At 68.4% G+C, this 19,066-nt stretch carries 17 protein-coding genes; 15 read left to right on the top strand and 2 right to left on the bottom strand.

What is annotated here, in order from left to right:
• Nucleotides 1–2 precede the first annotated feature (2 nt).
• Nucleotides 3–1,952: a hypothetical protein gene (locus FJ251_01830; GenBank protein MBM4116470.1), complete on the top strand. Its 1,950-nt coding sequence runs from the start codon at nucleotides 3–5 to the stop codon at nucleotides 1,950–1,952.
• Here FJ251_01830 and amrA read toward each other — a convergent pair.
• Nucleotides 1,949–2,707 (bottom strand): AmmeMemoRadiSam system protein A, encoded by a 759-nt coding sequence (gene amrA / locus FJ251_01825; GenBank protein ID MBM4116469.1) that lies wholly within the window; start codon nucleotides 2,705–2,707, stop codon nucleotides 1,949–1,951. The genes FJ251_01830 and amrA overlap by 4 nt on opposite strands.
• A gap of 546 nt (nucleotides 2,708–3,253) precedes the next feature.
• On the opposite strand from amrA, the gene FJ251_01820 reads away from it, so the two are divergent.
• On the top strand, nucleotides 3,254–6,277 hold the full coding sequence (locus FJ251_01820) for a hypothetical protein (protein ID MBM4116468.1): 3,024 nt from the start codon (nucleotides 3,254–3,256) through the stop codon (nucleotides 6,275–6,277).
• 95 nt (nucleotides 6,278–6,372) lie between these two features.
• A complete protein-coding gene (locus tag FJ251_01815) occupies nucleotides 6,373–7,425 on the top strand; it encodes a class I fructose-bisphosphate aldolase (GenBank protein MBM4116467.1) in 1,053 nt (350 codons plus the stop codon).
• A 69-nt stretch (nucleotides 7,426–7,494) separates the two neighbouring features.
• Here the strand turns inward: FJ251_01815 and FJ251_01810 are convergent, their stop codons facing one another.
• Nucleotides 7,495–7,848 carry a hypothetical protein gene (locus FJ251_01810; protein MBM4116466.1) on the bottom strand — a complete coding sequence of 118 codons (354 nt, stop codon included), beginning with the start codon at nucleotides 7,846–7,848 and terminating at the stop codon, nucleotides 7,495–7,497.
• 165 nt (nucleotides 7,849–8,013) lie between these two features.
• Here FJ251_01810 and FJ251_01805 point away from each other — a divergent pair, with 165 nt between their 5' ends.
• The 12 genes from FJ251_01805 to FJ251_01750 all read left to right on the top strand — a co-directional run bounded on the left by FJ251_01805 (nucleotide 8,014) and on the right by FJ251_01750 (nucleotide 19,010).
• Nucleotides 8,014–8,997 (top strand): bifunctional oligoribonuclease/PAP phosphatase NrnA, encoded by a 984-nt coding sequence (locus FJ251_01805; GenBank protein MBM4116465.1) that lies wholly within the window; start codon nucleotides 8,014–8,016, stop codon nucleotides 8,995–8,997.
• Nucleotides 8,998–9,080: 83 nt separating this feature from the next.
• Complete coding sequence (locus tag FJ251_01800) at nucleotides 9,081–10,802, top strand: sigma-54-dependent Fis family transcriptional regulator (protein MBM4116464.1); 1,722 nt, start codon at nucleotides 9,081–9,083, stop codon at nucleotides 10,800–10,802.
• Nucleotides 10,803–11,805: 1,003 nt separating this feature from the next.
• Nucleotides 11,806–12,099 carry an AtpZ/AtpI family protein gene (locus FJ251_01795; protein MBM4116463.1) on the top strand — a complete coding sequence of 98 codons (294 nt, stop codon included), beginning with the start codon at nucleotides 11,806–11,808 and terminating at the stop codon, nucleotides 12,097–12,099.
• The gene (locus tag FJ251_01790) at nucleotides 12,096–12,500 is read left to right on the top strand and encodes a hypothetical protein (GenBank protein ID MBM4116462.1); all 405 of its coding nucleotides are present in this window, start codon (nucleotides 12,096–12,098) and stop codon (nucleotides 12,498–12,500) included. Before FJ251_01795 ends, FJ251_01790 begins: the two co-directional genes overlap by 4 nt.
• Nucleotides 12,500–13,480 (top strand): F0F1 ATP synthase subunit A, encoded by a 981-nt coding sequence (atpB, locus tag FJ251_01785; GenBank protein ID MBM4116461.1) that lies wholly within the window; start codon nucleotides 12,500–12,502, stop codon nucleotides 13,478–13,480. The genes FJ251_01790 and atpB overlap by 1 nt, the downstream gene beginning before the upstream one ends.
• Before the next feature lie 53 nt (nucleotides 13,481–13,533).
• Nucleotides 13,534–13,773, top strand: a complete 240-nt coding sequence (gene atpE, locus FJ251_01780; protein MBM4116460.1) for an ATP synthase F0 subunit C — start codon at nucleotides 13,534–13,536, stop codon at nucleotides 13,771–13,773.
• 26 nt (nucleotides 13,774–13,799) lie between these two features.
• Nucleotides 13,800–14,351 (top strand): F0F1 ATP synthase subunit B, encoded by a 552-nt coding sequence (gene atpF / locus FJ251_01775; protein MBM4116459.1) that lies wholly within the window; start codon nucleotides 13,800–13,802, stop codon nucleotides 14,349–14,351.
• Nucleotides 14,348–14,902 carry an ATP synthase F1 subunit delta gene (gene atpH, locus FJ251_01770; GenBank protein ID MBM4116458.1) on the top strand — a complete coding sequence of 185 codons (555 nt, stop codon included), beginning with the start codon at nucleotides 14,348–14,350 and terminating at the stop codon, nucleotides 14,900–14,902. The genes atpF and atpH overlap by 4 nt, the downstream gene beginning before the upstream one ends.
• Before the next feature lies 1 nt (nucleotide 14,903).
• A complete protein-coding gene (locus FJ251_01765; protein ID MBM4116457.1) occupies nucleotides 14,904–16,415 on the top strand; it encodes a F0F1 ATP synthase subunit alpha in 1,512 nt (503 codons plus the stop codon).
• Between the two features lie 7 nt (nucleotides 16,416–16,422).
• Nucleotides 16,423–17,292 carry an ATP synthase F1 subunit gamma gene (gene atpG / locus FJ251_01760; protein ID MBM4116456.1) on the top strand — a complete coding sequence of 290 codons (870 nt, stop codon included), beginning with the start codon at nucleotides 16,423–16,425 and terminating at the stop codon, nucleotides 17,290–17,292.
• A 34-nt stretch (nucleotides 17,293–17,326) separates the two neighbouring features.
• The gene (atpD, locus tag FJ251_01755; GenBank protein MBM4116455.1) at nucleotides 17,327–18,745 is read left to right on the top strand and encodes a F0F1 ATP synthase subunit beta; all 1,419 of its coding nucleotides are present in this window, start codon (nucleotides 17,327–17,329) and stop codon (nucleotides 18,743–18,745) included.
• On the top strand, nucleotides 18,702–19,010 hold the full coding sequence (locus tag FJ251_01750; GenBank protein MBM4116454.1) for a hypothetical protein: 309 nt from the start codon (nucleotides 18,702–18,704) through the stop codon (nucleotides 19,008–19,010). The genes atpD and FJ251_01750 overlap by 44 nt, the downstream gene beginning before the upstream one ends.
• Nucleotides 19,011–19,066: the final 56 nt, after the last annotated feature.

Genomic DNA, 19,066 nt, shown 5'->3' with positions numbered 1-19,066 from the left:
ACCTGTTCCCCTTGCGCGGACAGCCGCTTTTCGACGAGCCGCACCGCGACTCGATCGAGTACGTGGACCGGGCGCGGGGCATCCTCGCCGGCGACTTCTGGGGCAGCGGCGTCTACTTCCACTCGGCACCGCTCTATCCCTACTTCCTCGCGCTGGTGATGGGGCCGGCCGGGGTGACGGGACTCTGGTGGGTGCGCGTCGCGCAGGCCTTGCTTTCGGGGCTTACCGCCGGGCTGCTCGCGCTCACGGGCCGGCGCCTCTTCGGACCGGCAGCGGGCGTTGCGACCGCCGTGATTGCCGTGCTCTACGCGCCCTTTCTCTTCTACACCGGCGAACTGCTCGAGATCACGCTCACGCTCTTCTTCCTCACGCTGCTGGCCTGGATCCTGGCCAGCGAGAAGCTCGCCGGGCCGCAGCTCTTCGCCGTCGGCGTGCTGCTCGGCCTCGCGGCGCTGGGCAAGCCGAACCTGCTCATCCTCGCGCCGATCGTGCTCGTCGCGATCGGCTTCCTGCGCCCGCTGCGGCGACCCGCAGCCTGGCCCTGGCGCCGCGGCCTGCTGTTGCTCGCGGGGATCGCAATAACGGTCGGGCCGATTGCCCTGCGCAATCGCCTGGTGGGCGACGACTGGGTGCTCATCAGCAGCAACGGCGGCATCAACCTCTTCATCGGCAACAACCCGACGGCCAACGGCGGCTTCCAGGTACCGACGGCGATGCAGTACGACCTGCAGAACTCGAGTCGGGGCGTCGCGGCCTCGGCCCTGGGCCGCGAGGTGAAGCCCTCGGAGGCCAGCCAGTTCTGGGCGAGGCGCGCCTGGGCCTTCATGACCCAGCGTCCGGGCGCCGCATTCGCGCTCTTCCTGCGCAAGTTCGGGCTGCTCATCGGCAGCTACGAGATCCCGAACCACTTCAACATCTACTTCTTCCGGGAGCACCTCGCGCCGATCCTTCGCGCGCCGCTCGTCTGGTACACGCTCGCCCTGCCCTTCGGCGTGCTCGGCCTGATCGGCGGCCTGCGCCGGGATCGCCGGACGCGCCTGGCCGCGGCCTGCCTGGCCGCCATCGCGGGGACCGTGGTCGTCTTCTTCGTCACCAGTCGCTACCGGCTGCCCATGCTCGTCTGGCTCCTGCCCTTCGCGGGCTACGGGCTGATCCTCGCGCTCCGGGCCTTCCGCGAGCGGCGCTGGCGGCTCCTCGCCTTCTTTCTCGGCGTGCTCGTCGTGAGCCGGGCATTCATGCATCTGCCGCTCGTCAAGGGAAAGGACTTCCACGACGACTGGGAGACGATCGCCTTCTACTGGAGTCGTCAGGGCGACTGGGATCGCGCGGCGTTCTACAACCAGCAGGCGCTGCGGGAGAACATGCGCTCGGCAGCGGCCTGGCAGAACCTCGGCTACGCCTACACGCAGCGAGGCGTCGATGTGGCCGATTGGGACCGTGCCGAGGAGTGCTTCTACAAGGCAATCGAACTCGACCCGAGCCAGGCCTTCGCCTACGGCAATCTCGCGCTCGTCTACTACACCTGGGATCGACCGGAGCTCTTCGCAACCTGTCTCGATCGCGCACTGGCCCTCGACCCGGCCTTGCGCGAAACCCTCGCCGAGATGGTCAAGTACCGCAGCGTCAAGCTGAATCGCTGGCGCGAGCGGGCCGAATCGCAGCTCGTCCGCATCCGAGAGCGCCGCGCCTCTGCGCCAACCGATCCGGGCCTGATGCTCGAGGAGGCGCGCATCCTGGGCATTCGGCTCGAGGACTACCCGGCCAGCCTCGCCCTGCTGGCGCAGATCCCCGCGTCCGCGCTGGCCGCGAGCCAGGAACTGGCCGATCGCGTGACGCTCCTGCGCCAGCGCGTCGAGCGCGCCCAGCGCTACACGCCGCTCCTCAAGCGGCCGCTGCCGGCCGGGATTGCGGGTACCGGCAGTCCGCTGCCGCTGCCGCCGGCAGGGAGCTAGGGCTCCGCGCAGCGCTCGCTGCGAAAGCGGTAGAGGCGGCAGGCGGGATCCCGCCAGGCGTCCGGTGGCAGGAAGGCTTTCTGGCAGACCTCGGCCAGGAAGCGGGGGACGTCCCAGCCCAACTCGACCGGCACTTCAGGCAGGAGCAGCCCGCGCCGGCTGCCGCGCTCGATGATCAACCCATGCTCGCCGATGCGCAGGGCTGTGGGGTCGGTCAGCCGCTTCGGCGGCGTGAGGAGGCTGACGCCGATGCGCAGCCCCGGCAGCTCCTCGCCGCGGACGGGCGGGAAGCGGGGGTCGCTGCCTGCGGCGCTCACAGCCGTTTCGCGCAGGACGGCGTCGAGGGAGGGGTGCCGGGCCAGCGTGCCGATGCAGCCGCGCAAGGCCTCGCCCTTGCGCAGGGTGACGAAGAGGCCGTCCACCGGCCGGTCGGCCGCGGTTGGCAGGCCCGGACCACCGCGGCGCCACTCCTGATCGGCGCACCAGCGTTCGAGGGTCCAGCGGGCGAGACCGAGCAGCTGCGTTGCCAGCAAGGCGTCCATCCCCGTCTCCTCTATACACAACCAGGAGAGCGCAGGCCGCGAGGCTAGCACGGGCCTGCGCGGAGGGCAGCGAGAAAGGAAGCGCTGGGCCGCGCGCGGCGCCTCGCGCCCCTGCGCGGCGCGCCACGGACAGGCTTGGGGCGGATCGCGCAGATTGCGCGATCGGACCCACGGGGTGCGAGCGACCCGTTCGAGCGCGTCGGGGGCTCCCATTCCCAGCCGCTCCCGCCGGCACCCGCCGGCGCTGGGCGATTCGCCCCAGGCGGATTCGTCCCGGGCCCGCGGGCGACCCCTGCCGCGGAGATTCCGCTCTTTCCCCTCGGCCTGCCGATGCGCTTTCCAACGACTCAACTCCCTGCAAAAAGACCACTTATCCCGACTCCGTGCATCCTGCGCGGGGCTTGCCGACTCGCGGGAAGTCCGCTCCGGCGCCGCTCCCTGGCACAGGAACCCCGCCTGCAAGGGCCTACCCGAACTCGACAAACGCAAGGAGCGACGTGATGAAGAGCCTGACCTTTGCCCTCTGGATCGTGCTTGTCTCCCTGATCGGCTTCGGGACCTTCAAGACGGCGAGCGGGGTCGCCGTGGCGGTGCAGTTCAACGAGAACGTTCAGCCCGATGGCAATTCTGGTCGACCGATTCCCTAGGTTCATCATCACGCCGAGTTCAGTTCCTCCTCTCCTGTCGCGCGGGGCCCCGTCTTGACGGGGCCCTTTTTCCATCGCTAGGCTGGCGACGACCGCCTCCCCGGAGCCAGCCATGGCCGCAACCGCACCCGTACCGCCCCGCGAGCGCCTCATCGCGGAAGGTGCGTCGGCACGCATCTACGCCTCGCAGGACTCGCACGGGCGCCCGGCTGCTCTCAAGCTGAGCCGCAGTGCTGCCTGCGATCCAGTCCTCCTTGTCGAGGCGGCGGCGGCAGCTCGCTTCAAACACCCCGCGCTGCTTCCCGTGCTGGAGCAGGGCAGCGATGCCGAGGGGCGCGTCTGGCTGCTTCTCCCACTGCTCTCAGGCAGGACTCTGGCCGACTGGAGCCCAGCGCTCCCCGAGCTTCTCGATGGTCTCGGACCCATCGCCGATGCCCTCGACTACCTTCACCACCTCGGCTTCGGGCACGCTGATCTCAAGCCCAGCAATGTGCTGGTGGCGCAGGATGGTCAGGAGTCGACGTTGCTGCTGGCCGATCTCGGGCTCCTCAGCGAACTGGGCAAACCTGCGCTGGGCGGGACGCCAGCCTATCTCTCTCCGGGCCGCTTGGATGGCAAGCCACTCTCCTGGCGCGACGATCTGCATGCGCTCGCAGTCCTCTTCTACGAACGGATTGCGGGGCATCTGCCTTGGCTCGCAACAAGAGGCGATGCTCTCTTGCAAGATATCCGAGTCGGGCGAGTGCGCTCATTGCGTACGAGCCGAGCCGATTTGCCCGGGACGCTGGACACCTACATCGTAGCCACGCTTCAAGCCAGGGATGCCGCACGCTGCGTCATGGATTGGCTGGATCGGTTGCGGGCGGAGCTCGGCCTTCGGCCTCTGCCCCGTCGGCTTTATCTCCGGCCAGCGAATGGCGAGGTGGAGGATATCTCCACCCGCGAACGCCTGGCCATGTGGCTGCGCGCCAACCTCTATTCATCGACCAGCCCGGCTGCGAGCGCAGGGCGAGAGGAGCTGCGGAGTCTGGAGCAGATCGCTCGTGGCGACTCGGGGCGGCTGCGTAGCGTGCTCGAGCACTTGTTGAGTGCTCAGTTGCTTCAAGACCACGCCGGTCAGGCCATTTTTGCGGATGATCCGAGCATGATCCTCAATCGCCTACGCAAGGATTGGCTGCTGGACACTGCTGAACCTGAGCAGCCACAGCTTCAGTGGGGGCTGCTCCTCTCCTCGCTGCCAATGGCTTTCTCGATTGAAGAGCTGCGATCCACCGCTGATTCAGAACGCGCTGGCCTGGAGGAGGCACTTCAGGACCTCTGCAAGCGAGGTCGATTGGCCAATGTCGATGGTGGCCGTTTCGAGCCTCAGGGCGAGTCCGATCTCAATGCCGTCGCGGACTGCTCGATTCCTCTGCCGCGTGCGGTTTTTGCATCGCAATGGCTTGCGGCAGAATCCCGCCCAGGAGCGCGACTCCAGCTGCTCGCCCTTGCCCAGGCGACGAATGCAGAAGAGCTCATCGACTCGATTCCGCAGGCGGCAGTGCTGGATATCGTTGAGCGAGCTCCGGCCGAGGTTTGCGATACGATCCGATCGTTCCTCTGCGGACGTTCGACTGGAGTTGCCGGCGCTAGACTGTCGGGATTGCTCGATATCGTACGTCTCGTGCGAACGGACCGGCTTGCCGAAGCGATCGAGCGGTTCTGGGGGACCGACGATATCCTCGAGGTGGCTACGAGCGCGACGCTGAACCGCTTTCTTGTCTACCAGTTGAGTGATGCGGGTCGTGTTCAGGATGCTCGCGCCTTCCTGACGAGGTGGCGTGAGCGGCGGGATGAAGAGATCAGGGGGACGCCGATCGAGATCCAGATCGCGGCTCGTGAGTTGAATGTGCTTGGCACCTATGGTGCCCACGCGGAAGCAAGAGAGCTCGCTGCCAGCTATCAACTGCGGTTCGCAGGGCGCGACGGCGCGTGGATCCTCAACATCGCGCTTGCGAGCCTCGCGGAAGATCGCGGTGACCGGGCGGAAGCCTTGCGTCAATCAGAGGCTGCCCTTGGCCAGATGCAGTCAGGCCAGGACACCGCGCAGCTCGAGTTCGACCTTCTCGTCTACATGGCCACGACGATCATATCCGCGAGCGATCGATCGCGCTGGCCGCTGCTCGACGGCGCTTTCAAGCGTGCGACCGAACTGTCAGTGTCTCTGGATATCCCAACCATCACCCACCGGCTTGAGGCAGCGCATGCCCTCAGAGCTCTCAATCGTGGGGATCTTGCAGATGCCCGGACCCAAGTCGAGCGTCTGCGACTCTCGGCCGAGCGCACCGGAGAGCTAAAACGAGCGCTGTACATAGAAACATACCTCATCATGATCGCACGTGAATCCGGGGACTACGTTGAACTGCGGCGCTGCTGCTCCAGACTAGGTCATCTCATCGAAGGCCAGGAGTCGGTTCGGGAGCACCTTAGCTTTAGGCAGGAGGTCTCGCTGCTAGAGCTTGCGGTCGGTGATCTGGAAGCTGCAGGGCGGACGACGGAACTGGGTCTCGAAGCGACCCTGGGCTCAGAGCATCACCTCTTCCAAGGGTTCTTCCTCGGAATCAGCGGTCGCCTGCGCTATCTAGCTGGGGGCGCAGTACAGGCGGCGGCGGCGGCGTTTCGAGCGGCAATCGACGCCTTCAGCAAAGCCCATGCACTAAGGTATCGCAACGAATACCAACTCGAGCTCATCGCGGTGGACCCGACAGCGGACCCGGACGGCAGCCTGCTCGCCGCGGTGATCGACCACGAGGAAGCCGTCGGCGAGCGGCGACTGCTGCCGCGGGCCTGGCAGCTCGAAGCGCGGCGACTCCGCAGCGCGGGGGCCATCCGCGAGGCGGCCGTCGCGCTCGAAGAGGCCTTTCGCGTGGCCGGAACCCTCGTCAGTCCGGAGCATCGCTGGCCCTTGCACGTCGAGGCGGCCGAGCTGGCGCTGGCAGCGGGTGAGCGGGCCGCGGCCCGCTCGGACCTGGAGCGCGCTGTCGCCATCCTCCATGACCTGTCGCTGCAATTCCCTGATCCGGCCGTCCGCGAGCGCTTCTTGGCCCGACCGGATCGTCGGGCCGTGCTCGAGCGGCTGCGCACGCTCGACACCTGAGCTCTCGGCTTGAGGAATCGAGAACCCTCGACTATCATGCCACCCAGCGCGAACCTGCCGGCGTCCGGCGGCGCGGCCGTTTCCAAAGGAGGACCATGGCTCAGTCTACCAAGGACATCCTCGGCGGGGATGCCGAGGGCCTGCTCACCCACGTCTGCAAGACCATTCCCAAGGACCAGCTCCATCTGCCCGGACCTGACTTCGTCGATCGCATCTTCGCGCCCAGCGACCGCAGCAACCGCGTCCTCGGCAACCTGCAGTGGATCTTCCAGCACGGCCGCCTCGCGGGCACGGGCTATGTCTCCATCCTGCCCGTCGACCAGGGCATCGAGCACACGGCGGGCGCATCCTTCGCACCGAACCCGATCTACTTCGATCCCGAGAACATCGTGAAGCTCGGCATCGAGGGCGGTTGCAATGCGGTTGCCTCCACGCTCGGCGTGCTGGGCGCCGTCGCGCGCCGCTACGCGCACAAGATTCCCTTCGTTGTGAAGTTCAACCACAACGAGCTGCTCACCTACCCGACCAAGTACGACCAGCGCCTCTTCGCCACCGTCGAGCAGGCCTACGACATGGGCGCGGCCGCGGTGGGAGCGACCATCTACTTCGGCTCCGAGGAGTCCAGCCGGCAGATCGAAGAGGTCTCCGAGGCCTTCGCGCGCGCGCACGAACTCGGCCTCGCCACCATCCTCTGGTGCTACCTGCGCAACAACGCCTTCAAGAAGGGGGAGACGGATTACCACGTCGCCGCCGACACCACGGCGCAAGCCAACCACCTCGGCGTGACGATCGAGGCCGACATCATCAAGCAGAAGCTGCCCGAGAACAACGGCGGTTTCAAGGCGGTCGGCTTCGGCAAGAGCCACCCGGCGATGTATGGCCAGCTCTGCACGGACAACCCGATCGATCTCTGCCGCTGGCAGGTCGCCAACTGCTACATGGGTCGCATGGGCCTGATCAACTCGGGCGGCGCCTCGGGCGACAACGACTTCGCCGAGGCGGTGCGCACGGCGGTCATCAACAAGCGCGCCGGTGGCATGGGCCTGATCTCGGGCCGCAAGGCCTTCCAGCGGCCCATGGCCGACGGCGTGAAGCTGCTGCAGGCCATCCAGGACGTTTACCTGGACAAGAGCGTCACCGTCGCCTAGCGGGCGGAGTGGATCGGTGTTCGTTGAGAGGGGGCGGCCGACTGGCTGCCCCCTTCGCGTTCGTGGGCCTCAGGTGAGCTGCGTCGTCGCTTCGTCGCGCGTGAGCACGTAGATGCCGTAGATACCCAGCGCGGTGCCGATCGGGATGTTGAGCAGGCCGACGATGCAGACGATGAGCGCGAGGATGCGCGCCCAGCTCTGCCGGCGGAGCAGGCCGATGCCGGCGATCAGCCCCGGCAGGGCAAGCATGACGAAGAAGCCGGCGAGGATGGCGCCCACCGTGCCCGTGATCGCGATCGCCGTCGCGTCGCCCGACAGCATGCCGCCGCCCGCGATCGAGACGAAGATGATCAAAGCGGCGATCAGGCTGAGGACGCTGTGGGCGATGAGAAAGGAACCGAGCAAGGTCAGGTGCTGGCGCATGGCTACCCCCTCCGCTGCCAGTGCGCGCTCAGGGTAGGCCCATGTGCCCCCGGGCGGCAAGTGGTTCCGCGCCGACCGCCGCCGGTGATGGCAGCCGCCCCTCTGGACGCGGCGCCCCGCCGAGCGCTATAGTCGCCAGCTTCGCCCGATCGCAAGGAGGCAGCCGTGATCGATAGCGACCGCTTTCACGAGACCGCCCGGTATCTCCTGGCGCAGCCGCGCGTTCGCCTCCTGCTCCACAAGCACCCGGACGGCGACGTCCTCGGCTCCTGCCTCGGCCTCGCGCGCTTCTTGGCGGCCCGCGGCGTGGATGTCGCCGTGCTCGGCCCCTACGAGTGCTCGGCGAAGTTCGATTTCCTGCCGGGCTTCGCGGCGATCGCCGACGGGCGCGCGGAGGTCCGCAACCCGCACTATGCGGAAACCCTCTACGTGGTCGTCGACAGCACGGGCGTCGATCGCACGGGTTTCGCCGCCGGGGATTTCCAGCGCCTGCTGCGCATCGACCACCACATCGGGGGCAGCGACTACGACCCCCGCGATCTCAAGGACACCGGCTACGGCGCCACGGCGCTGCTGATCGCCGATCTCGTGCGCAGCCTCGATCCGGAAGCCATCGATGCGCCGCTGGCAACCTGCCTCTTCACGGGCCTGATGACCGACACCGGCGGCTTCCGCTACACGAACACCGACGCCCACGTCTTCCGCACGGCGAGTCTCCTCGTCGAGCGCGGTGCCGACCCGGCGGCCATCGCGAGCTTCGTGCACGAGCGGCGCTCGCCCGTCTACCTGCAGCTCATGCAGCGCGCGCTCGAGTCGCTGGAGTACCACGAGAACCGGCGCGTGGCGGTGATCACGCTCACCGCGGACGGCCTGCCGCCCGAGGCAGCGGCCCTCTTTGGGGAGGACGACTTCATCAACCTGCCCAGGAGCCTCGCCGGCGTCGAGGTGGTGGTCCAATTCAAACTGGCGGCGGACGGCGAGTGGAAGGTGGGCTTCCGGGGCAAGGGCCGCGTGAACGTCCAGGCGATCGCCTGCCAGCTCGGCGGCGGCGGGCACCATTCCGCCTCCGGCTGCGAGCTGAGGGGCGAGGTTGGGGAGGTGAAGTCCCGCGTCCTGGCCCTGGTCAGGAAGGCCCTGGTGGAACTGTAAACGATCGGCGACATTGTCCGGATCGTTGACACTCTGTATCTGCCGGGCTACACTGGGAGAGTCCTTCTCCCAGAGGTCCTGAGATGCCCGCGGATTCCCCCCCTGGTGGCGGCAGCCTCCCGCCGCGCTCGGCCGCCCTCGAGCGCTTGCTCGGCCGCGACGGCGCCGCTGCGGCGCCCGCCCCCCAGTCCCCGCCGACATCCCCCTCGCCGGCCGGCCCGCCGCCCGCGGCCGGCGAGTGGGAGCGGGAGCGGCTGCTCGCCCAGCTCCGCGATGCCCAAGCCAGGCTGGCCGAGCTCGAGGGAGTCGCCACGGCGCACCGGCGCCTCATCGAACTCCTCGAGTCGAATGCCGAGGTGCTGGTCGCGGGCGACACCCGGCAGCTGCCTCAGCGGGTCCTGGCCATCGGCCTCGATCTCGTCGGCGCGGAGCGCGCCGCCTTCTTCCGCATCGGCAAGGACGGCGCGATGCGCCCCGTGTACGTCTCGCCGGAAGGGGTGGAGTTCGGCGACATCAGCCGCTCGGTGGTGCGCGACGCCATCCTCGAGAAGCGCAGCGTCGTCCACCAGGGCCGGGTAGCTCGCGAGGGCATGGAGCGGCAGAGCATCCTCGACCTCGAGCTGGAGACCGTCGTCGCGACGCCCCTGCGCGTGCGCGAGCGGATCCTCGGCGTGCTCTATCTCGACGGCTCGCGGCCGGGTCGCTTCGGCGCGGCCGACGTGCCCGTGCTGGAGGTCTTCTCGCGCCTGGCCGCCGCGGCGATGCTGCGCCTGGAGGAACTCGAGCAGGCGCGCGCGGCCAGCGAGCAGCTCCAGGCCGAGAACCGGGAACTGCGCAGCGCCCTGGGCGCGCGGACGCGCTTCGGCAGCATCCTGGCGGCGAGCCCGGCCATGCTGCGCGTCATCGAGCAGCTCCGGCGAATGTGCCGCTACCGCAGCGCTGTCCGCATCTACGGCGAATCCGGGACGGGCAAGGAGCTGATCGCGCGGGCATTGCACACGGAAAGCCCCTGGGCCGATCGGCCCTTCATCCCGCTCAACTGCGGCGCCATCCCCGAGACCCTCCTCGAGGCGGAGCTCTTCGGCCACGAGAAGGGCGCCTTCACGGGTGCCGACAGCGAGCGGCCCGGTCTCTTCGAGCAGGCCGACGGCGGCACGCTCTTCCTGGACGAGGTGGGGGACATGCCGCTCGCGCTGCAGGTCAAACTCCTGCGCGTGCTCGAGACGGGCGAGCTACGGCGCCTGGGTGGGCGCGGCGAGATCAAGGTGGACGTGCGCCTCATCACCGCTACGAACGTGGACCTCGAGAGGCGCATCGCCGCCGGCAGCTTCCGCGAGGATCTCTTCTACCGGCTCAACGTGCTCGCCATCGAGTTGCCGCCCCTGCGCGAGCGGCCCGAGGATATCGGCCTGCTGGCCGAGCACTTCCTCGATCGCTATGCCGAGAGCATGGGCCTGTCGAGGCCGCGCCTCGCCCCCGCGGCTCTGCGCCGACTGCAGCAGGAGCCGTGGCCTGGCAACGTGCGCCAGCTCGAGAAGTGCATCGAGCGCACCTTGGCGCTCTCGGAGCTGGGGCCGCTGCTTCGCGAGGCGGACCTCGTCCTGGACCCGCGGCCGGCAGAGGCGCGCTTGCGCTCCAGCGGCGAGGGGCTGAAGGAGCTGCTCCTGCGCGTGGAGCGCGACAAGATCAACCGGACGCTCGAGGATTGCTCCGGCCGCGTCACGACGGCGGCCGAGCGGCTCGGCATCTCCCGCCAGTACCTGCACCGCCGGATGCGGGATCTGGACCTGCGGCGCGAGCGCTGAGGCCCAGATCGTAAACGATCGGCGACAGAGTGACGCCAGTTGATGTCGAGCTCAATCGCCATAATTACAACAGGTTGAGGATCTGGCTCCGATCTGTCGCCTTTTGTTTCCATCCGTCGCCAGTAGATGCCATCTGGGCCGGCTTCATCCCGGTCACATAATCAACGTGACAACAATGGCTTAGAGCTCCATGTCGCCTTCCGGCAACAACGGGAGGGATCCGGGCATCCGGGTTGCTATAGGGAAGGCGTAGACCTTAGAGGCAACTCAAGGACACCAACGGGAGGAAAAGCGATGTTGATCACTCTGCTGGCTGCGCTGACGGGTGCCCTCCTCACCAAGACCTGGTGGACCAAGACCTGGTGGTAGGCGGGACGGATTCGACGGATCGCAAGAACACCCAAGGCGCAGGCGGCGGGTGATCAGACAAGGAGGTCATCGATGCTGATCATCTTCATGGCCGTGTTCTCGGCCGCGGTTCTGTCGGCGACCAAGACCTGGTGGTAGGTCGCCCCCGACTTCCGCCTCGTTCCCCCCGGTTCGAGCGGAACCCGGGCCGGAAGCAGTTCCGGCTCTTCTGCGAGGGTAGTTCACTGGATGTCATGGCTCCGGCCTTCCCGCCTTGGGAAGGCCGGGATCGCGAGAAAAACTAGGGAGGCCGGCGTTGAGGAGACGGTGGATCAAGAGCCGCAGCGGAACGCGGGCAAACAAGGGCTCCGGATCGCTGCTCGCTCTTCTGAAACTGCTGGGCATGCTGACCCTGGCGCCTGCAAAGGTGCGCTGGACCGGCTGACCAGCATCTCCCGAGGACTCATCAGCCACGGGTGGAATCGCCACCGTCTTGCCTGCAGTCACGTCGAGGGCCTGCTCCTTTGGGCAGGCCCTTTTGCTGCCAGTGCTTGTGACAATTTCCGCATTCCCTGCTTGATTCCGGCTGGGGCCGCGGCTATCCTGTCCGCGCTCCGACAAACCCACTCCGCAACACACCCACAGGGCCTGAGCCATGGGGCGACTGCACCGGTGGACCAGACGCCTGCTCGCGGGCCGGGGGCGGGACGCAAGTGCGCTCTCGCTGGTCCACGTCGGTCTGACCTATGGCGCCGCGGTGGCGCTCTACGGTCTCGGCGGCTGGTGGCTTGACGGGAAGCTGGGGACCTTGCCCCTCTTCACCTTGCTCGGCGTGGGGCTCGGAGCGGTCGGCGGCTTCCTCTGGGTCTATCGCCAGGTGATCCAGGAACAGTCGCGCTCGCGAGCAGGCAATGCCGCCGGGAGGGAAGGGGAATCGAAGCTGCCGTGAGACGCCCCGCGGGGATCATGCTGTCCGGGCTCGCGGCCCTGCTGCTGATCGCCCTGGTGGCCGTGCGGCTGCTGCTCGCGGCTGAGCCCGCCCGTCGCGACGGGGCGAGCGCGGGCCTCATCGCGGTGCTGCTTGCCGTCGCCACGAGCTTCCTGCTGCTGCGCCAGGCGCTGCGAGGGGCGAGTCTCAGCTTCTTGCGGGCCTACTTCATGGGACTGCTGTTGCGCGTCCTCCTGCTGGCCACGCTCGGCTTGGCGGTCTGGGGCGCCACGGACTGGGAACTGCGTGCCTTTCTCGTCGCGGTGGCCTTGAGCTACCCCTTCGCGATCGCGCTCGAAGCCTGGGCGCTCTCGCGCGAGGCGCAGCGGCGAGCGCCGGGCAAGACCGGAGCGAGACAGTGATGCACATCCTCCTGGCCAGCGCGCAAGCGGGCGGCCACGCGGCAGCCGGTCACGCCCCGGCCACCGTGGACACGCTGGCGCACGCCGCGACTGCCGAGCACGCCGTCGCGGCGGCCGAGCATCTCGTCGAGCAGGCCGCCGAGCACGGCGCCGGTCACGGCGCCGCCCTCGATCCGCTCGGCCACGTCCTCAACCGGGACTACTGGGAACTGACCCACTCGCTGAAGTGGAACCTCGCCGAGCACCTCCACCTGCCCAGCTTCAAGATCGGCAGCTTGACGATCGACCCGTCGCCATCGCTGCACGTCGTCATGCTCTGGCTGGCGGCGATCCTGCTCACCCTGCTCGTCTCGCGCGCCGCGCGGCAGACCGACCGGGACGGCCTCGTGCCCCGGGGCCGCCTGCGGAATTTCTTCGAGGCGATCATCGTGTTCCTGCGCGACGAGGTCGTCTACACGATCATGGGCCCGAAGGTCGGCCGGCGCTTCCTGCCGCTGCTGCTCACCTTCTTCTTCTTCATCCTGTTCGCGAACCTGCTCGGACTCGTGCCCTCGCTGGCCACCGCCACCGGCAACATCAACGTGACCGCCACGCTCGCCCTGACCACTTTCTTCGCCACCCAGATCAGCGGCATGCGCGAGAACGGCTTCGTCGGCCACTGGAAAGCGCTCGTGCCGCCTGGCGTGCCCTGGCCGCTGGTGCCGATCATGATCCCGATCGAGATCATGGGCATGTTCACCAAGCCCTTCGCACTGACGGTGCGACTGTTCGCCAACATGATCGCCGGGCACATCATCATCCTGTCCTTCTTCGGGCTGATCTTCAGCCTCTCGCTCAAGACCGCCTACATCTCCGTCCTGCCCTTCGCGGGCGCGGTCGCGATCAGCGCCTTCGAGATCTTCGTGGCCTTCCTGCAGGCCTTCATCTTCACGTTCCTGTCGACGATCTTCATCTTCCAGGCGGTCCACCCCGAGCACTGATCGCCGGACCGCGCAACCGGGCTTCGGCCCACCCTGACCCAGGAGGACTCTCAATGCTTCCGCTTCTCGCTCAGATCAACGCCGCTCATCTGGCCGCGGGCTTCGGTGCGGGCATCGCCGTCTTCGGCGCCGGCTTCGGCATCGGCAAGCTGGCGGCGGCCGCGATGGAAGGGATGGCGCGCCAGCCCGAGGCGGCCGGCGACATCCGCGGCGGCATGATCCTGGCCGCGGCGCTCATCGAAGGCATCGGCCTGTTCGCGCTGGTCATCTGCATCCTGCTCGCAGGCAAGTAGCCGAAGTCAATCGAAGGGATCCAGTCATGCTTGAGCTGATTCCCAGCGGGCTTCCCCTCCTCGCCGCCACCGAGGGCGGGCGCAAGTTCGGCCTGCTCACGCCGGACCCGGGCCTCATCCTGTGGACGGTCCTCACCTTCATCGGCCTGCTCTTCCTGCTCCGGAAGACGGCCTGGGGACCGATCGTGGACGGCCTCGACCGCCGGGAGGGGAACATCCGGGCCGCGCTCAGCGACGCCGAGAAGGCGCGCGACGAGGGCAAGCGCCTGCTCGCCGAGCAGGAGGCCGCGCTCGCCGCCGCCCGCCAGGAGGCCCAGAAGCTCATCGACCAGGGCACGGCCACGGCACGCTCGCTGCAGGAGGAGCTGCTCGCCAAGGCGCAGCAGGAGGCAGGCGCGATCGTCGCCGCGGCGCGCCGGGAGATCGAGCTGGAGACGGACCGCGCTCGCGAAACGCTGCGGGCGGAGGTCGTCGACCTCAGCCTGCGCGTGGCCGGCCGCCTGCTCGAGCGCTCGCTCAGTGACGCGGACCACGAGCGCCTCGCCCGTGAGTTCATGAGTCAGGTGGACAAGTCGTGAGACACGCGGCCATCGCCCGGGTCTACGCGGCCGCCCTGCTCGAACTCGCGGTCGAGCGGGGCGAGGTTCCGGCCGTCGTCGCCGACCTCGAGACGCTCGAGTCGCTCTGGGCCGAGAGCCCCGAGTTCCGCCGCCTGCTCGAGTCGCCCGAGCTCGGCGTCGCCCAGAAGCAGCGCGCGCTTGCGCGGCTGCTCGCCGAGGCCGCCTCGCCGCTCACCCTGCGCTTCCTCGTCGCCCTCCTGCGCCGGCACCGCGAGCCGCTGCTCGGCAGCGTCCTCGCCATGTTCCGGCGCCTGCTCGACGAGCGCGAGCAGCGCCTGCGCGGCCGCCTGGTCAGCGCGCGGGCGCTGGGCGCGGCCGAGCGTGAGCGGATCGAGACCGCGCTGAGCCGCCGCCTCGGCGCCACCGTCCTCCTGGAGACGGCGACCGACGATGCGCTGCTGGCCGGCATGGTGCTGCACCTCGCCGATCAAACCGTTGACGGCAGCCTCAGGACACGCCTGGGCCGCCTGCGGGACCAGTTGCTGACGGCCCCGCTGGGAAAGGAATGAGATGAAGATCCGCCCGGAAGAGATCGCGTCCATCATCAAGTCGGAGATCGCGGGCTTTGCGGCCGGTCCCGAGGTCGAGGAGACCGGGCAGGTGCTCGAGGTCGGCGACGGCATCGCGCGTGTCTACGGCCTCTCGAAGTGCATGGCCGGTGAGCTGCTCGAGTTCCCCAACGGCACGATGGGCATGGCGCTCAACCTCGAAGAGGACAACATCGGCGTCGTGCTGCTCGGCGAGTACTTCGACATCAAGGAAGGCGACGCCGTCAAGCGCACGAGCCGGGTCATCTCGGTGCCCGTCGGCGAGGCCCTGCTCGGCCGCGTCGTCACGCCGCTCGGCGTGCCGATCGACGGCAAGGGCCCGATTGCCGCCGCCAAGTACCGCCCGCTCGAGAGCCCGGCGCCGGGCATCGTCGACCGCCAGCCGGTGAAGGAGCCGCTGCTGACCGGCCTCAAGTCGGTCGACTCGATGATCCCCATCGGCCGCGGGCAGCGCGAGCTGATCATCGGCGACCGCGGCACGGGCAAGACCGCCGTCGCGCTCGACACGATCATCAACCAGAAGCACTCCGGGGTGATCTGCGTCTACGTCGCCATCGGCCAGAAGGCCTCCACGGTGGCCGGCGTCGTCGAGCACCTGCGCAAGCACGGTGCGATGGACTACACGATCATCGTTGCAGCCACCGCCGCCGACCCGGCGCCGCTGCAGTACATCGCGCCCTACGCCGGCGCGGCGATGGCCGAGTACTTCATGTACGACAAGCAAGGCCACACGCTGTGCGTCTACGACGACCTCTCCAAGCAGGCCGTCGCCTATCGCCAGCTCTCGCTCCTTCTTCGCCGCCCGCCGGGCCGCGAGGCCTTCCCGGGCGACGTCTTCTACCTGCACAGCCGCCTGCTCGAGCGTGCGGCGAAGTTGAACGACGCCAAGGGCGGCGGCAGCCTCACCGCGCTGGGAATCATCGAGACGCAGTCGGGCGACGTGACGGCCTACATCCCGACCAACGTGATCTCGATCACCGACGGCCAGATCTTCCTCGAGCCCGACCTCTTCAACCAGGGCGTGCGCCCGGCGATCAACGTGGGCATCTCGGTGTCGCGCGTGGGCGGCAACGCCCAGATCAAGGCGATGCGCAAGGTGGCCGGCAGCCTGCGTCTGGACATGGCGCAGTACCGCGAGCTGGAGGCCTTCGCGCAGTTCGGCTCGGAGCTCGACAAGGCCACGCAGGCGGCGCTCGCCAAAGGCCAGCGCATGGTGGAGATCCTCAAGCAGGATCAGTGGGTGCCGATGCCGGTCGAGGAGCAGGTGATGATCATCTACGCCGGCATCTCGGGGTACCTGAGCAAGATCGGCGTCGAGAAGGTGCGCGACTTCGAGGCGCGCTTCCTCACCTACATGCGCACGCAGAAGCCCGAGGTCGGCAAGGGGATCACTGCCTCGGGTCAGATCACGCCCGAAACGGAGACGGCCCTCAAGGCCGCCCTCGAGGACTTCCTCAAGCAGTACGGCGGCTAGATCAGCGATGGCGAACGCCAAGGACATCCAGAAGCGGATCAAGAGCGTCACCAGTACGCACAAGATCACGCGCACCATGGAGATGGTGGCCACCAGCAAGTTCAAGCGCGCGGTGGACCGTCTCGTCGCGGCGCGGCCCTTCGCGGAGACCTTGCCCGGCATGCTCGCCCTGCTCGCCGCCGGCGGCGGCGAGGAAAATCCCCTCCTGGCGACGCGGCCCGTGGTCAAGCGGGTCGCCCTTCTCGTGCTGACCACTAACCGCGGCCTCTGCGGCGCGATCAACACGAACATCCTGCGCCTGGCGCTGCGCTTCACGCGCGAGCAGGAGGCCGAGGGGCGGGCGGTGGACATCTACGTCGTCGGCCGCAAGGGCGCGGGCTACCTGCGTTTCGTCGGCCGCCCGGTCAAGTTCCAGACGACGGAGCTGGGCGATCGGCCGCAGCCCGAGGACGGCGAGCGCTTCGCGACCCTGCTCGGCGAGGCCTTCCTCAGCGGCGAGGTGGACGAAGTGCACGTCGCCTATCCGCGCTTCAAGAACGCGGCCGAGCAGCCGGCGAGCCTGGAGCGGGTGCTGCCGCTCGTGCTGCCCGCGGCGGACGCGGGCCGCGGCAAGGCGCGGCCGCAGTTCATCCTCGAGCCGGACGCGGCGCGCCTGCTCGGCGAGCTGCTGCCGCTCTACCTGCGCAACAGCTTCTTCCGCACCCTGCTCGAGGCCGCGGCCAGCGAGCAGGGCGCACGGCGCACCGCGATGAAGGCGGCCTCGGACAGCGCCAAGGAAATGATCGACAACCTGAAGTTGTCCTACAACAAGGCCCGCCAGGCCCAGATCACCAAGGAACTGCTGGAGATCGTCGGCGGCGCGGAGGCCCTCAAATAGGGTCCGCCGCCACGAGCAGCAAGTAGGAGCGAGCATGCACGCGAACGGCAAAGTGGTGCAGATCATCGGCCCCGTCCTCGACGTGGAGTTCCCCGAGGGCATGGTGCCGGAGATCATGACCGCGCTCACCATCGACACCGAGATCGAGGGGCGCCACCTGAAGCTGACCGCCGAGGTGCAGCAGCACATCGGCCGCAACCAGGTGCGCGCGGTGGCGATGAGCTCCACCGACGGGCTGATCCGGGGCGTCGATGTGGCCAACACGGGCGCGCCGATCACCGTGCCCGTGGGCGAGGAAGTGCTCGGCCGCATCTTCAACGTGCTCGGCGAGCCGGTGGACAACCTCGGTCCCGTCACGGCGACGCGCACGCGCTCCATCCACACGCCGCCGCCCGGCTTCGACAAGCTCACGCCCAAGAGCGAGATCTTCGAGACGGGCATCAAGGTCATCGACCTGCTCGCGCCCTACGTGCGCGGCGGCAAGGTCGGCCTCTTCGGCGGCGCCGGCGTGGGCAAGACCGTCGTCATCATGGAGCTGATCAACAACATCGCCAAGCAGCACGGCGGCTACTCCTGCTTCTGCGGCGTGGGCGAGCGCACGCGCGAGGGCAACGACCTCTACCTGGAGATGAAGGAGTCGGGGGTCATCGACAAGACGGCGCTCATCTACGGCCAGATGAACGAGCCGCCGGGCGCGCGTCTGCGCGTGGGCCTGACCGGCCTGACGATGGCCGAGGCCCTGCGCGACATGTCGGGCGGCCGCGACGTGCTCGTCTTCATCGACAACATCTTCCGCTTCACGCAGGCGGGAAGCGAAGTGAGCGCGCTGCTCGGCCGCATGCCGAGCGCGGTGGGCTACCAGCCGAGCCTGGCCACCGAGATGGGCGAGCTGCAGGAGCGCATCACCTCGACGACGGGCGGCGCCATCACCAGCGTGCAGGCCATCTACGTGCCCGCGGACGACCTCACCGACCCGGCGCCGGCCACCACTTTCAGCCACCTCGACGCGACGACGGTGCTCAGCCGCCCGATCGCCGAGCTCGGCATCTACCCGGCGGTGGACCCGCTCGACTCGACCAGCCGCATCATGAACGCGCAGGTGCTGGGCGAGGAGCACTACCGCGTCGCCCGCGCGGTGCAGCAGACCCTGCAGCGCTACAAGGACCTGCAGGACATCATTGCCATCCTCGGCATGGACGAGCTCTCCGAGGAGGACAAGCTCACCGTGCAGCGCGCGCGCAAGATCCAGCGCTTCCTGAGCCAGCCCTTCTTCGTCGCTGCGCAGTTCACGGGCTACGAGGGCAAGTACGTCAAGCTGGCCGACACCATCCGCAGCTTCAAGGAGCTGGTCGAGGGGAAGTGGGACCACCTGCCCGAGCAGGCCTTCCTCTACGTCGGCACGATCGAGGATGCGGCGGCGAAGGCCGAGCAGCTCGAGGCCGCGCATGGCTAGCCTGAGCTGCCGCATCGTGGCGCCCACGGGCGTGGTCTTCGCGGGCGAGGCGGCCAGCCTCAAGGGCCCGGGCTGGGAGGGCGGCTTCGGCATCCTGCCCCGGCACGCACCCTACCTGGTGCGCCTCCTGGCCGGACGCCTGCTGCTCGCCGACGCCGAGCGCCGTCCGCTCTTCGACCAGCGGATCGCCGGCGGCTTCCTGATGGTGGCCGACAACCAGGTGACCGTGATGGTGGAGGGGCTCGCCGCCGCCGAAGAGAGCTAGGCCGCGCTGTGCGCACGATCAATCCAAAAAGACGGAGGCCCCGGCGAGCGAGCCGG

Source organism: bacterium, assembly GCA_016873475.1.
Lineage (GTDB): Bacteria > Krumholzibacteriota > Krumholzibacteriia > JACNKJ01 > JACNKJ01 > VGXI01.
This window is presented reverse-complemented; position numbering and strand designations above follow the sequence as displayed.

Excerpts from the sequence above, each read along its gene's own strand:
- atpE (MBM4116460.1), top strand. The coding sequence starts at position 13,534 with ATGCTTCCGCTTCTCGCTCAGATCAACGCCGCTCATCTGGCCGCGGGC.
- atpD (MBM4116455.1), top strand. The coding sequence starts at position 17,327 with ATGCACGCGAACGGCAAAGTGGTGCAGATCATCGGCCCCGTCCTCGAC.
- atpF (MBM4116459.1), top strand. The coding sequence starts at position 13,800 with ATGCTTGAGCTGATTCCCAGCGGGCTTCCCCTCCTCGCCGCCACCGAG.
- FJ251_01810 (MBM4116466.1), bottom strand. The coding sequence starts at position 7,848 with ATGCGCCAGCACCTGACCTTGCTCGGTTCCTTTCTCATCGCCCACAGC.
- FJ251_01820 (MBM4116468.1), top strand. The coding sequence starts at position 3,254 with ATGGCCGCAACCGCACCCGTACCGCCCCGCGAGCGCCTCATCGCGGAA.
- FJ251_01750 (MBM4116454.1), top strand. The coding sequence starts at position 18,702 with ATGCGGCGGCGAAGGCCGAGCAGCTCGAGGCCGCGCATGGCTAGCCTG.
- amrA (MBM4116469.1), bottom strand. The coding sequence starts at position 2,707 with ATGGGAGCCCCCGACGCGCTCGAACGGGTCGCTCGCACCCCGTGGGTC.
- FJ251_01815 (MBM4116467.1), top strand. The coding sequence starts at position 6,373 with ATGGCTCAGTCTACCAAGGACATCCTCGGCGGGGATGCCGAGGGCCTG.
- atpB (MBM4116461.1), top strand. The coding sequence starts at position 12,500 with ATGCACATCCTCCTGGCCAGCGCGCAAGCGGGCGGCCACGCGGCAGCC.
- atpG (MBM4116456.1), top strand. The coding sequence starts at position 16,423 with ATGGCGAACGCCAAGGACATCCAGAAGCGGATCAAGAGCGTCACCAGT.
- FJ251_01795 (MBM4116463.1), top strand. The coding sequence starts at position 11,806 with ATGGGGCGACTGCACCGGTGGACCAGACGCCTGCTCGCGGGCCGGGGG.
- FJ251_01765 (MBM4116457.1), top strand. The coding sequence starts at position 14,904 with ATGAAGATCCGCCCGGAAGAGATCGCGTCCATCATCAAGTCGGAGATC.
- FJ251_01800 (MBM4116464.1), top strand. The coding sequence starts at position 9,081 with ATGCCCGCGGATTCCCCCCCTGGTGGCGGCAGCCTCCCGCCGCGCTCG.